The organism is Aeromicrobium phragmitis (assembly GCF_003674095.1).
Classification (GTDB): Bacteria; Actinomycetota; Actinomycetes; order Propionibacteriales; family Nocardioidaceae; genus Aeromicrobium; species Aeromicrobium phragmitis.
Window position 1 is genome coordinate 1 of sequence record NZ_RDBF01000016.1, and the last position, 12,087, is coordinate 12,087.

Sequence of the window (12,087 nt, forward strand, 5' to 3'; positions counted from 1 at the left end):
GAGACCACGCCAGGTGCGATGGTCTCGATACGCGGCTCGCAGAGCTCGCCGCTACTCGACCACCTACAACTTGGTGGTCGAGGGAGGTCGCTCAGCGTACGCCCTGAGTGCACAACTCCATCGCGGCTCGTCCCGGTTCCTGAGTAGCCGCGAGGAACGAGCGGCGTATCGAAGGGCGCCGCAACTCGACCACCTACGGGCCCGCTCGTTGCTTCGCTCGCTTCGCGACTACCCACATCTCGGTGGTCCGGGAACGGGGGAGGAGGACGGCGACTCTAGAATCGAACAGTGAGCCTCGACCATGACCTCGTCCTCGTCGTCGACTTCGGTGCCCAGTACGCCCAGCTGATCGCGCGACGCGTGCGTGAGGCGAACGTGTACTCCGAGATCGTGCCGCACACGATGCCACTGGAGGAGATGCTCGCCAAGCAGCCGAAGGCGATCATCCTGTCCGGCGGCCCCTCATCGGTGTACGAGCCGGGCGCCCCGCAGCTCGACCCGCAGATCGTCGAATCCGACGTGCCCTTGTTCGGCATCTGCTACGGGTTCATGGCCATGGCCCAGGCGCTCGGTGGCCAGGTCGCCCGCACGGGCCAGCGCGAGTACGGCCGCACGCGCGTCAGCGTGCTCGACCGCGGCACCCTCCTGCAGGGCCTCCCCGAGGAGCTCGTCTCCTGGATGTCGCATGGCGACGAGGTCGTGGCAGCCCCTGAGGGCTTCCGCGTCAACGCCAAGTCGCCGCGCGCCACGGTCGCCGCGTTCGAAGACACCGGCCGCCGCCTCGCCGGTGTGCAGTGGCACCCCGAGGTGCTGCACTCCGAACACGGCCAGCAGATCCTCGAGCGCTTCCTGGTCGACATCGCGGGATGCCGCCAGACCTGGACGAGCGTCAACATCGTCGACGAGCAGGTCGAGAAGATCCGCGCCGAGGTCGGCGACGCGCGCGTCATCTGCGGGCTGTCCGGCGGCGTCGACTCCGCCGTCGCTGCTGCCCTCGTGCAGCGTGCCATCGGCGACCAGCTCACCTGCGTATTCGTCGACCACGGGCTGCTCCGCGAAGGCGAGGCGGAGCAGGTCGAACAGGACTTCGTCGCCGCCACCGGCGTCGACCTCAAGGTCGTGGACGCCGCGGAGCGCTTCCTCGGTCACCTCGCCGGGGTCGCGGATCCGGAGGAGAAGCGCAAGATCATCGGCCGCGAGTTCATCCGCGTGTTCGAGCAGGCCGAGCGGGAGGTCGTCGAGGCTGCGCCGGAGGGTCAACCGGTGCGCTTCCTCGTTCAGGGCACGCTGTACCCCGACGTCGTCGAGTCCGGCGGCGGTGAGGGCGCGGCGAACATCAAGAGTCACCACAACGTGGGCGGGCTTCCCGAGGATCTCGAGTTCGGCCTGATCGAGCCGCTGCGGACCCTGTTCAAGGACGAGGTCCGCGAGGTCGGCCGCCAACTCGGCCTGCCGGCGGGCATCGTCAACCGTCACCCGTTCCCCGGTCCGGGCCTCGCGATCCGCATCGTCGGCGCCGTGGACGCCGACCGCCTGCGCATCCTTCGTGCTGCCGACGCGATCGTGCGCGAGGAGACGACCGCCGCCGGTCTCGACGCCGAGATCTGGCAGTTCCCGGTCGTGCTGCTCGCCGACGTCCGATCCGTGGGCGTGCAGGGCGACGGCCGAACGTACGGTCACCCGATCGTGCTCCGGCCCGTCACCAGCGAAGACGCCATGACCGCCGACTGGGGCCGTCTGCCTTACGACGTCCTCGAGCAGATCTCGACGCGCATCACCAACGAGGTCGACGAGGTCAACCGCGTCGTCCTCGACGTCACGAGCAAGCCGCCGGGAACCATCGAGTGGGAGTGACCCGCCGGGTCGCTGTCGCCGCCCCCAACGCCGCCGCGGCCGATGCCGCCGCCGCGATCGCCGGAGCGGGCGGCAACGCCGTCGACGCTGCGATCGCCGCGAGCCTCGTGACGATGGTCAACGAGGTCGGCATCGTGTCGCTCAGCTCGGGCGGGTTCGCCACCGTGCAGCCGGCGGGCGGTTCCGCTCCGGTCACCGTCGACGGCTGGATGGACATGCCCGGCCGGAGAACGGCGGACCAGCCTCGCATTCAGCCAGGTCAAGGCACGTGGGACGTCGAGACCGAGTACGGTGGCGGCGTCACGATCACGGTCGGCCCCGGATCCGTCGCCACGCACGGTGCGATCGCGGCCTTCGAGGAGACGCATCGGCGCTGGGGGAGCGTGCCGTGGCGCGAACTCGTCGGTCCGGCGATCGACGTGGCACGAGGGGGCTTCGTGCTCGGCTCGGCCTCGCGGTACTACCTCCAGTACGTGCGGGACAGCATCTTCGGGTGGGACGAGGGCAGCCGCACCGCGCTCCACGACCCCGAGACCGGCCTGCGGGACGGCTCACTGGTCGTTCCCGATCTCGCCGACACCCTCGAGCACGTGGCCGAGGCCGGCCCTCGCACCATGTACGAGGGCGATCTCGCTCGCGCGATCAGTGACGATGTGCTCGTCCGCGGGGGTCTGCTGAGTCGCGCCGACCTCGCTGGCTACGAGCCCGTGGTCCGACCGTCGTTGCGGGTCGAGGTGGGGCCGTGGACCTTGGGTACGAATCCGCCACCGGCAGTCGGCGGAGCTGTGGTCGCGGCGATGTTGCGCCTGATGAACGGTCGCGGGCTCGATGACCGCGGTCATCTCGTCGCCGTGCAGCGCCGGGTGCTCGGTGAGCGGTTGCGGGTCTTCGATCACAGCGACGATCTCGCCCGCGACGCCGCGGCGTTCCTCGACCTGATCGACCGCGACGGGCTGGCCGTCCTGGAATCCGGGTCCACCGCGCACGTCTCGGCCACCGACACCGACGGCAACGCGTGCGCGATCACCGTCTCGTCCGGATACGGCTCCGGCATGATCGCGGCGGGAACCGGCATCTGGCTCAACAACTGCCTCGGGGAGCCGGAACTCAACCCGCGCGGCCTCCACGGTCTCGAGCCAGGGACGCGATTGCTGTCCAACATGGCTCCGACCGTGGGTCACGACCGCGACGGCGCCTCGCTCGCGATCGGCTCACCGGGTGCTGACCGGATCACGACGGCGATCGCCCAGGTGATCGCCGGATTCCTCTCGGGGCTCGATCTGCAAGCGGCGACCGATCATCCGCGCCTTCATCTCCACCGGGCCGGCTGTCCGGACGAGGAACTGAAAGTCGAGCACGAGCCGACGATGTACTTCGGGGGCGTGGGGGCGACCCTGCGTGACCGCGAGGGACGGCTCCACGCAGCCGCCGATCCGCGTCGCGAAGGCGCGACGCGGATCGTGACGGCTCAGTAGGAGATCGTCTCCTCCGGCAGGAGGATCCAGGCGGCGATGTACGCGATGATCGCGGTGCCGGTGCTGAACACCGTCAGCAGGACCACGAGGAGCCGCACGAGGTTGACGTCCCAGCCCGTGTACGCCGCGATGCCGCCGCAGACGCCGCCGAGCCACTTGTCGCTGCGGCTGCGCTGGAGCTTCTTCTTGTCAGTCATTTCCTACTCCTGAAGGTCGCCGCCACACCGAGGAGTCCGAGCACGATGAGCGTGATCGGGCCGGCGAGGCGTAGTTCGTCTTGGGTCAAGAGGGCGCTGTCCACCATGAACCATCCTGCCGCGATCAGCAGGAAAAGCACTCCGGAGAGGAACGGCAGGAAGCGGAAGGGGTGTGTGGTCATGAACGGATCACCTCGATGACTCCTACGGTGCTCGTGATCTGGATGTCGAAGGGTTCGTCGCCGTCGGCGGGGAACGCGATGCGCGCGTCCCAGCCTTCGTCGCGCCGATCGAACACCATGACCTGGCCGCCCCAGCGGACCTGCGCGTCGACGTCGACGTCGAGTTCGCGCGGGACGATGACGCGCACGACGCCGGCGCCGTGCTCGATGCGCACGGACTCTCCCGCGAGATCGTCCAGATCCCGGATCTGGGTGAGGTCGTAGGTCACCTGTCCGGCTCCGGTCTCGAGCGTGCGGGTGGCCTGTTCGGCGTTCACCGGGACGAAGCGGTAGTCTCCGGCGCGGGCTGAGGGGAGTGCGGACGTCACGGCGAGGGCCACCGTCAGCACGAGGCCGACCGGGATGAGCAGTCCGGCATCGCCGACCACACTGCCGACGAGGAGGCCGAGGGCCGTGATGACCAGGCCGACGAAGACGTACACGGACGCGGCGACCGGCTCGGTCTGGAGGGACCAGATCCACAGGGCCCCCCAGGCGATGAACGTGAGGGAGATCGTGCCGAGGAACAACGCGGGGGACCAGCCGCGGCGAGGGGCCTGGGGCGGCGGCGGGGCTGCGCCGGTCGGTTCGCCGGGGCCCTCGCCCGGTGGCGGGCCGGCCGGCGGTTCGTAACGGACGGGGAGCGTCTGGTCGATGCTCACGGTGTCGTCCTCCTTCGCGGGAGTGGGATCGGACCCTGGCGCGGCGGGACCGGCAGGGGGCGTCGGGGGTGGCGGGACCTGGGCGCGCGCGTCGTGGCGACCCTTGACCAGCCAGTAGACGAACGCGATGGGCAGGCCGACCCAGATGGTGATCCAGACGACCGCCCAGCCCCAACCGTTGAAGCCCCAGGCGCTGTCGCCGAGGGCGGCGGCGCCGGCGAGGGCGGCGGCGACGATGAGCCCGATGGTTCGGACCTGCTCGTCGTTGTCACCGAGGCCGAACGTCTCGCCGACGACGCTGCGGTCCTTGCCCTCCTCGGGAAGCAGGAGCCAAGCGGCGGCGTAGAGAATCACGCCGGACAGTCCGATGAACGTCAACACGACGAAGCCGATGCGCACGATGACGGGGTCGATGTTCCACCATCGGCCGACCGCGGTCGAGACGCCTGCGATCATCCGATCGTCGCGCGGCCGGCGAACGGAACCGAAGTCCTGAAACCGACGCGGGGAGGCGGGGTCGCCTCCCGGCTGGCCGGTGGTCTGCTGCTGATCGTTCATGGTTCCATCCTCATCGCCGAACCGCCGGCGAACCATCGGGTGTTCCCCTGAGCTTTCCCCCGGCCGCCTCGGGGTCCGTCGGGGGCGGGTCCTGCTGGCGTGCGTCCACGCGCGCGTGTGACGATCGTTCTCGTGACCACGACGTCCCCCGCCTACCGCCGAGCCTCCCGGCCGGCCGACCGCCGTGTCGTCGGCGGTGTCGCGGCGGGCCTCGCGGACCATCTCGGGGTCCCGGTGCTCTGGGTGCGGGTCGGCTTCATCGTGGCCACCTGGCTCAACGGCGCCGGCATCCTGGCCTATCTGTTGCTGTGGCGTTTCCTGCCGCTCGCCACACCCGATGACGCCCCCGGCGTCGAGTCGGCGACCCGGGCCGGTATGCGCGGCAGAAACCGCCTCGGCCGTCGCGAGATCGCGCAGACGGTCGCCATCGGGGCGGTCGGACTCGGTGTCTTCACCCTGCTGTCGGTCGTGGGACGTGGACCCTCGTCGCATCTGCTCGTGCCCGTCCTCGTGGGCGTCGTCGGCATCGCGCTCGTGTGGCGCCAACTCGACGACGCGGCGTGGAACTCGTGGCTGCGGCAGACCTCCGGCCCCGGTCACATCGGACGGATCGCGGCCGGGCTCGCGCTCGTGAGTCTCGCGGCCGTGTTCGTCATCTCCGAAGGGCGCGGCTGGAGCGCGACGCTCGACCTCGTGGCGGCCGTCGCAGTGGCGATGATCGGGATCGCGCTCATCCTCGGTCCGTGGGTCTCCGGGCTGTGGCACGACCTCGGCGAGGAGCGCCGGCAGCGGATTCGCTCGCAGGAGCGAGCCGACGTCGCCGCCCACTTGCACGACTCGGTGCTCCAGACGCTCGCCCTGCTGCAGAAGAACGCTCAGGACCCTGCCGCGGTCGCGACGCTCGCACGGCGCCAGGAGCGTGAGCTCCGCGACTGGCTCTACGGCGACGACAGTCCGGCGGGCTCCACCCTGGTGGCGGGGCTCCGCGCCGAGGCTGCCGACGTCGAGACCGCGCACCGCATCCCCGTCGAGTTGGTCGCCGTGGGCGACGCCCCCATGTCATCGGACGTGGCGGCGTTGGTGCGCGCCGCGCGCGAGGCGATGGTCAACGCCGCCAAGCACGCGCAGGTGAGCCGTATCGACGTGTACGTCGAGGTGGCGGACGGCGGCGCGGAGATCTTCGTGCGGGACCGGGGCGTGGGCTTCGACGCCGACCAGATTCCCGACGACCGGCAGGGCATCCGCGGGTCCATGGTCGAACGGATGCAGCGGCACGGCGGCGACACCCGTATTCGGTCCACGCCCGGGGAGGGCACCGAGATCGTGCTCACGATGCCGCTGCGGGCGGCCCAGGAAGAGAGTCGAGAAGCATGAGCGAGCTGAGTGTCGTGGTCGTCGACGACCACGCGATGTTCCGCAGCGGAGTCCGCGCCGAGCTCGAGCGGCTCGGTGCCGGACGGGTGGAGATCGTCGCCGAGGCCGAGGACGTGCCCTCCGCGGTACGGGTGATCGCCGAGCGCCGACCCGATGTGGTGCTGCTGGACGTCCACATGCCCGGCGGGGGAGGGCCCGAGGTCATCCGGCAGTTGCCGGGAACCACGTACCTCGCGCTCTCGGTGAGCGACGCCGCCGAGGACGTCATCGGGGTCATCCGGGCAGGTGCGCGGGGCTACGTCACCAAGAACATCTCCGCGCCCGAGCTCATCGACGCGATCGAGCGCGTGGCGGGTGGTGACGCGGTGTTCTCCCCGCGGTTGGCGGGGTTCGTCCTCGACGCGTTCGCGGGGACGATCGACGTGGCGCAGGTCGATGAGGATCTCGATCGGCTCACCGAGCGCGAACGGGAGGTCATGCGGCTCATCGCGCGCGGCTACGCCTACAAGGAAGTGGCCAAGGAGTTGTTCATCTCGATCAAGACCGTCGAGACGCACGTCTCGAACGTGTTGCGGAAGCTGCAGTTGTCGAGCCGGCACGAGCTCACCCGCTGGGCCAACGACCGCCGGTTGATCTGACCGTTCGGGTCTACCAGTGGCGCTCGACGAGGTGCACGGCCTCGCTACGGCGCAGACCGAGTCGCTGTGCGGTCTTGACGAAATCGGCCGCGGCGGCCGCGGCATCGGCGTGGTCGTCGTCCTCGGGGGCGGAGACGAAGGAGCCGCGGCGGCCCTCGGTGCGGATCACGCCCATGGCCTCCAGCTCGCGATACGCACGAGCGACGGTGTTCACGGCCAGGCCCATCTCGGTGGCCAGCGCGCGCACCGTGGGCAGGCGCTCGCCCGGTGACAGCTCGCCGGCGGCGACGGCCGCAGCGATCTGCTGACGCAACTGCTCGAACGGTGGAGCGGATGCGTCGGCGTCGATCGTCCATTCCATGGCTCCATTGTGTCGCTTCGGTGGTGACCCTGCCTGTCGTCGCAGGAGACTAGGCTGGACGAGATGTCTCTTCCGTTCCCCGTGCCCTCGTCCCCGTCGTCGTCGCGATCGGGTCGAGAGCGGTCCGCGCCGCTCTCGGACCGGCTCCTCGAGGGGCTCAACGACGCCCAGCGCGAGGCGGTCAGCCACGTCGGCGGTCCGCTGCTGGTCGTGGCGGGTGCCGGCTCGGGCAAGACCCGGGTGCTGACCCGCCGGATCGCCTGGCTCATCGCCGCCCGAGGTGCGCATCCCGGCTCCATCCTCGCGATCACCTTCACCAACAAGGCGGCGGCCGAGATGCGCGAGCGCGTGGCGGAGCTGGTGGGCGGCCGCGCCCGGATGATGTGGGTGTCCACCTTCCACTCGGCGTGCGTGCGCATCCTGCGGCGGGAGGCCAACCGGTTCGGCTACACGTCGTCGTTCACCATCTACGATGCCGCCGACGCCCGCCGGCTCATGACGCTCGTGTGCCGCGATCTCGACCTCGATCCCAAGAAGGTCAACCCGCGCGGCGTGCTCCACCACGTCTCCAATCTCAAGAACGAACTCGTCGACCACGAGGAGGCCGCCCGCCGCGCGGCCACGCCCACCGAGCAGACGTACGCCGAGTGCTACGCGCTGTATCAGCAGCGGCTCAGAGCGGCCAACGCGATGGACTTCGACGACCTCATCATGAACACGGTCCACCTGCTCCAGGCGTGGCCGGACGTGCGGGAGGCGTACCGGCGGCGGTTCCGGCACGTGCTCGTCGACGAGTACCAGGACACCAACCACGCGCAGTACGCGCTCATCCGGGAGCTGTGCGACGCCGAGTCCGACCTCATGGTCGTGGGCGACTCCGACCAGTCGATCTACGCGTTCCGCGGCGCCAGCATCCGTAACATCCTGGAGTTCGAGAACGACTTCCCGCAGGCCCGCACGGTGCTGCTGGAGCAGAACTACCGCTCCACGCAGACCATCCTGTCCGCGGCCAATGCGTTGATCAGCCGTAACGAGGGTCGCAAGGACAAGAAGCTGTGGTCCGCCGAGGGTGACGGCGAGCTCGTGGTCGGCTACGTCGCCGACGACGAGCGCGACGAGGCCCAGTTCGTCGCCGACGAGATCGACCGGCTCAGCGACGACGGCGCGGCGCAGCCCAAGGACGTCGCGGTCTTCTACCGCACCAACGCCCAGTCGCGAGTCTTCGAGGAAGTGTTCATCCGCGTCGGTCTGCCCTACCGGGTCGTCGGCGGCGTGCGCTTCTATGAGCGCAAGGAGATCCGCGATGCGCTCGCGTACATCCGTGTGTTGGTCAACCCTCGCGACGACGTGTCATTGCGGCGCATCCTCAACGAGCCCAAGCGCGGTATCGGCGACCGAGCCGAGACCGCGCTCGAACAGTTCGCCTCGCGCAACGGCGTCAGTTTCTGGGAGGCCATGACCCGCGCCGGTGAGATCGGCGAGCTGGCCACCCGTTCGCGCTCGGCCATCACCGGCTTCGCCGAGGTCATGGCCGGGCTCATGGAACTCGCCGCGTCCGGTGCGCCGGCCGACGCCGTGCTGGAGGCCGCGCTGACCCGCTCGGGCTACCTCACGGTTCTGGAGGAGAGCCGCGACCCGCAGGACGAGACCCGCGTGGAGAACCTCGCCGAACTCGTGGCGGTCGCCCGCGAGTTCGTCGCCGGAGCGGCCACGCTTTCCGAGGACGACGAGGTCGGCGAGGGTGGCGTCGAGGAGGGCGATCTCACCCCGGGGTCGCTCGCGGCGTTCCTCGAGCAGGTGGCGCTGGTCGCCGACGCGGACGCGATCCCCGACGAGGGCGAGGGCGTCGTCACCCTGATGACCTTGCACACCGCCAAGGGGCTGGAGTTCCCGGTCGTCTTCCTCACCGGCATGGAGGACGGCGTGTTCCCGCACATGCGGTCGATGGGCGACACCAAGGAGCTCGAGGAGGAACGCCGGCTCGCCTATGTCGGCATCACCCGCGCCCGCGAGCGGCTCTACCTGACCCGCGCCACGGTGCGCTCGGCCTGGGGAGCGCCGTCGTACAACCCGGCATCGCGCTTCCTCGACGAGGTCCCCGACCACCTGCTCGACTGGCGCCGCATGGGCACCGCGCCGACACAGTGGACGCCCAGCACACCGTCGGCGACCGCGCGCCGCGAGTCCTTCCGATCCTCGACCGTGGCCGCCAAGTCCCGTCGGGCCACCCGCGACATCGTGGCGCTGCAGCCGGGCGACCGGGTCACGCACGACAGCTTCGGCATGGGCACTGTGGTCGCGTTGGAAGGGTCCGGCCAGAACTCCGTGGCGAGCGTCGACTTCGGGTCCGCCGGCGTCAAGCGGCTCCTCCTGCGCTACGCGCCCCTCGAGAAGATCTGAGCGATCGCCCTCGGGTGACAGGGTTCACGCACGGTGACCGGAACAGAAGCGGGGCGGGGCTCGTTGTCGACTCTCGTGACCACTTCCACCGTGACACCGCCGGCTGCTCCTGTCCGCACAGAGCCGCAGCGGTCCACCCACGTCTGGTGGGCGATCGTCGCGCTCGCCCTCGGCGGGTTCGCCATCGGCACGACCGAGTTCGTCACGATGGGTCTGCTGCCCGACATCGCCGCGAGCATCGATCGCTCCATCCCGACCACGGGCCACCTCATCACGGCGTACGCCTTCGGGGTCGTCGTGGGAGCACCGCTCATCGTGTCCCTTGGCGCCAAGCTGCCCAAGCGGGAGCTCGCGATCGTCCTCGTCCTCGGACTCGCCGTCGGCAACGGGCTGACCGCGCTCGCCTCGGGCTACCTGCCGGTCATGGTCTCGCGCTTCATCGCCGGCCTCCCGCACGGCGCCTACTTCGGGGTCGCCTCGCTGCTCGCCGCGGCGATGGTGCCCCCGTCGATGAAGGGCCGCGCGGTCAGCCGCGTGATGATGGGCCTCTCGGTCGGCACCGTTGCGGGGGTCCCGCTCAGCGCGTGGTTGGGGCAACAGCTCGGGTGGCGCGCGGCGTATGCCCTCGTGGTGGTGCTCGCGATCGCCACGGCCGTCATGATCCGGGCCTTCGTCGCTCGGGTGCCTGGCACTCCGGACGCGACCATCGGCCGCGAGCTCGCGGCCCTGCGCCGCCCGCAGGTGCTGCTCGCGGTCGCCGCGGGCATGATCGGCTTCGGTGGCGTGTTCGCGATGTACAGCTACATCGCTCCCATCGTCACCGACGTCTCCGAACTCTCCCGCGCGACCATCCCGTGGGTGCTGTTCGCCTTCGGGGTCGGCTCGGTGGCGGGGACGTGGCTCGGCGGGGTGCTGGCCGACTGGAACAACGTGCGCCAGCTCGTCGCTGGCTTCCTCGTGAGCGTCGCCGCCCTCATCGTCTTCTATTTCGCGGCGACCTCGGGACCGGTGATGATCGCGCTCGTGTTCCTCGTCGGAGCGCTCGGCAGCGTGCTGGCGATCGGGCTGCAACTACGCCTCATGCATGCCGCCGGCGACGCGCAGATGCTCGGCGCCGCGCTCAACCACTCTTCACTCAACGTGGCCAACGGCCTCGGTGCCTGGCTCGGCGGGCTCGTCATCGCCGCCGGCTACGGCTACGCGGCACCGAGCCTCGTCGGTGCGGCGCTCGCGGCCGTCGGGTTGGTCATCGTGCTGGCGGCGGTTGCCGCAGAGCGCCGCCAGCTCAGCCGATGAGCTGGGTGCTACCCGTGATCGGGGCCTGCGGGTAGCACCGGATACGGCGCTCGTCGTCGGGGTCCAGCGTGTTGAGCACGATCTGCGCGACGTTCTTGGAGAACGGCAGGCTCACGTGCTCTGACTGGTCGATGCGGCACACGTCCTGGATGACGATGTTCTCGACCTCGGCGCCGGGACCGGTCGCCAACTGTCCGCGCTGCCACGGCGTCACGACCTGGTCCCGCCGGGTCACGATCGTCGTGTAGGACATGCCCGGAATCGTCTCGCCGTCACCGTTCACCTGCTGGTAGAAGGGCGCCTGCGGGGCCGGGCTCTGGTCGGCCTGCTGAGCGGCGGCCGGCAGGTTCACCAGCTCAAGCACCGCCATGGCGGCGCCGAACAAGCGCACGAGTTTGCCGAATTCGGTGATGCCCGAGAGTGTCGTCGGGTGGTTGGAGGGCGCGAGGCCGATCACCTGGTTGACCTTCTGCGGCGCGATGAGGTTGGCGTAGTAGCGCGAGATCACTCCGCCCTGCGAGTGGCCGACGAGATCGATCTGAGCGGCGCCGGTGCTCGCGAGCACCCGGTCGACGAAGGGCCCGATCTCGTGGGCGTTCGCGATGAGGTCGCCGGTGCCGTTGAGGAAGGCGATACCCGTGGAGTTGCCGTAGTTCAGCGCGAACACGCAGTAGCCGCGGTCGGCGAGGATCGGCGCGAGGCCGTTCCAGTTGGCGTAGGCGTTCTCGAAGGTGCCGTGCACCAGGACGACCGGACGCGGATGGGCGGCGCTGGGCTGGCAGCCCCAGTCGTTGGCACCGAGCGGATCGCGGTCGGGATCGGTGATCGAGCGCGCGTAGGCGGCGGGGAACGAGGAATCCTCGCCCCACGGCGCGAAGCGGATCGGGTGCGGCACCGGGTTCGGGGCCGCCGCAGTGGCCGGAGCGGCGACGAGAGTGAGCAGGACGGACAACGCCGCGACGACCGCGGCAGACAGACGTGTCGACATGATTTCTCCCCGATGTGACGTAGCTCACGAAGCGAGCTGGGGCCACTGTAACGGGGAGTTGCA

General features: G+C 70.0%; 11 protein-coding genes. 6 read left to right on the top strand and 5 right to left on the bottom strand.

From position 1 onward, the window contains the following. The first annotated feature begins 288 nt into the window (after positions 1 to 288). The gene (gene guaA, locus D9V41_RS15380) at positions 289 to 1,854 is read left to right on the top strand and encodes a glutamine-hydrolyzing GMP synthase (protein WP_121795474.1); all 1,566 of its coding nucleotides are present in this window, start codon (positions 289 to 291) and stop codon (positions 1,852 to 1,854) included. After that, complete coding sequence (locus D9V41_RS15385; protein ID WP_121795475.1) at positions 1,851 to 3,329, top strand: gamma-glutamyltransferase; 1,479 nt, start codon at positions 1,851 to 1,853, stop codon at positions 3,327 to 3,329. Before guaA ends, D9V41_RS15385 begins: the two co-directional genes overlap by 4 nt. Here D9V41_RS15385 and D9V41_RS15390 read toward each other — a convergent pair. From D9V41_RS15390 to D9V41_RS15400, 3 genes are read right to left on the bottom strand one after another with little or no spacing between them, the layout of a single operon-like run. Further along, complete coding sequence (locus tag D9V41_RS15390) at positions 3,323 to 3,526, bottom strand: PspC domain-containing protein (RefSeq protein WP_121795476.1); 204 nt, start codon at positions 3,524 to 3,526, stop codon at positions 3,323 to 3,325. The genes D9V41_RS15385 and D9V41_RS15390 overlap by 7 nt on opposite strands. Beyond that, positions 3,523 to 3,708, bottom strand: a complete 186-nt coding sequence (locus D9V41_RS15395; protein ID WP_121795477.1) for a hypothetical protein — start codon at positions 3,706 to 3,708, stop codon at positions 3,523 to 3,525. The genes D9V41_RS15390 and D9V41_RS15395 overlap by 4 nt, the downstream gene beginning before the upstream one ends. Then, entirely contained in the window at positions 3,705 to 4,967 is a 1,263-nt protein-coding gene (locus D9V41_RS15400) for a PspC domain-containing protein (protein WP_166376069.1), read from the bottom strand. Before D9V41_RS15400 ends, D9V41_RS15395 begins: the two co-directional genes overlap by 4 nt. Before the next feature lie 132 nt (positions 4,968 to 5,099). On the opposite strand from D9V41_RS15400, the gene D9V41_RS15405 reads away from it, so the two are divergent. Both D9V41_RS15405 and D9V41_RS15410 read left to right on the top strand, forming a co-directional pair. Beyond that, positions 5,100 to 6,341, top strand: coding sequence for an ATP-binding protein (locus D9V41_RS15405; protein WP_121795511.1), 1,242 nt, complete (start codon positions 5,100 to 5,102; stop codon positions 6,339 to 6,341). After that, positions 6,338 to 6,979, top strand: coding sequence for a LuxR C-terminal-related transcriptional regulator (locus tag D9V41_RS15410; RefSeq protein ID WP_121795479.1), 642 nt, complete (start codon positions 6,338 to 6,340; stop codon positions 6,977 to 6,979). Before D9V41_RS15405 ends, D9V41_RS15410 begins: the two co-directional genes overlap by 4 nt. A gap of 10 nt (positions 6,980 to 6,989) precedes the next feature. Here D9V41_RS15410 and D9V41_RS15415 read toward each other — a convergent pair whose 3' ends face one another. Next, positions 6,990 to 7,340 carry a GntR family transcriptional regulator gene (locus tag D9V41_RS15415; protein WP_121795480.1) on the bottom strand — a complete coding sequence of 117 codons (351 nt, stop codon included), beginning with the start codon at positions 7,338 to 7,340 and terminating at the stop codon, positions 6,990 to 6,992. Positions 7,341 to 7,403: 63 nt separating this feature from the next. Here D9V41_RS15415 and pcrA point away from each other — a divergent pair, with 63 nt between their 5' ends. Further along, entirely contained in the window at positions 7,404 to 9,740 is a 2,337-nt protein-coding gene (gene pcrA / locus D9V41_RS15420) for a DNA helicase PcrA (protein WP_121795481.1), read from the top strand. A 75-nt stretch (positions 9,741 to 9,815) separates the two neighbouring features. After that, positions 9,816 to 11,036 carry an MFS transporter gene (locus D9V41_RS15425; protein ID WP_243697304.1) on the top strand — a complete coding sequence of 407 codons (1,221 nt, stop codon included), beginning with the start codon at positions 9,816 to 9,818 and terminating at the stop codon, positions 11,034 to 11,036. Here D9V41_RS15425 and D9V41_RS15430 read toward each other — a convergent pair. After that, positions 11,026 to 12,024: an esterase/lipase family protein gene (locus D9V41_RS15430; RefSeq protein ID WP_121795482.1), complete on the bottom strand. Its 999-nt coding sequence runs from the start codon at positions 12,022 to 12,024 to the stop codon at positions 11,026 to 11,028. The genes D9V41_RS15425 and D9V41_RS15430 overlap by 11 nt on opposite strands. Between the last annotated feature and the right edge of the window lie 63 nt (positions 12,025 to 12,087).

Bases quoted from the DNA above. Each gene is read 5' to 3' on its own strand.
- D9V41_RS15390 (WP_121795476.1), bottom strand. From the start codon at position 3,526: ATGACTGACAAGAAGAAGCTCCAGCGCAGCCGCAGCGACAAGTGGCTC.
- D9V41_RS15395 (WP_121795477.1), bottom strand. From the start codon at position 3,708: ATGACCACACACCCCTTCCGCTTCCTGCCGTTCCTCTCCGGAGTGCTT.
- D9V41_RS15400 (WP_166376069.1), bottom strand. From the start codon at position 4,967: ATGAACGATCAGCAGCAGACCACCGGCCAGCCGGGAGGCGACCCCGCC.
- D9V41_RS15410 (WP_121795479.1), top strand. From the start codon at position 6,338: ATGAGCGAGCTGAGTGTCGTGGTCGTCGACGACCACGCGATGTTCCGC.
- D9V41_RS15415 (WP_121795480.1), bottom strand. From the start codon at position 7,340: ATGGAATGGACGATCGACGCCGACGCATCCGCTCCACCGTTCGAGCAG.
- pcrA (WP_121795481.1), top strand. From the start codon at position 7,404: ATGTCTCTTCCGTTCCCCGTGCCCTCGTCCCCGTCGTCGTCGCGATCG.
- D9V41_RS15430 (WP_121795482.1), bottom strand. From the start codon at position 12,024: ATGTCGACACGTCTGTCTGCCGCGGTCGTCGCGGCGTTGTCCGTCCTG.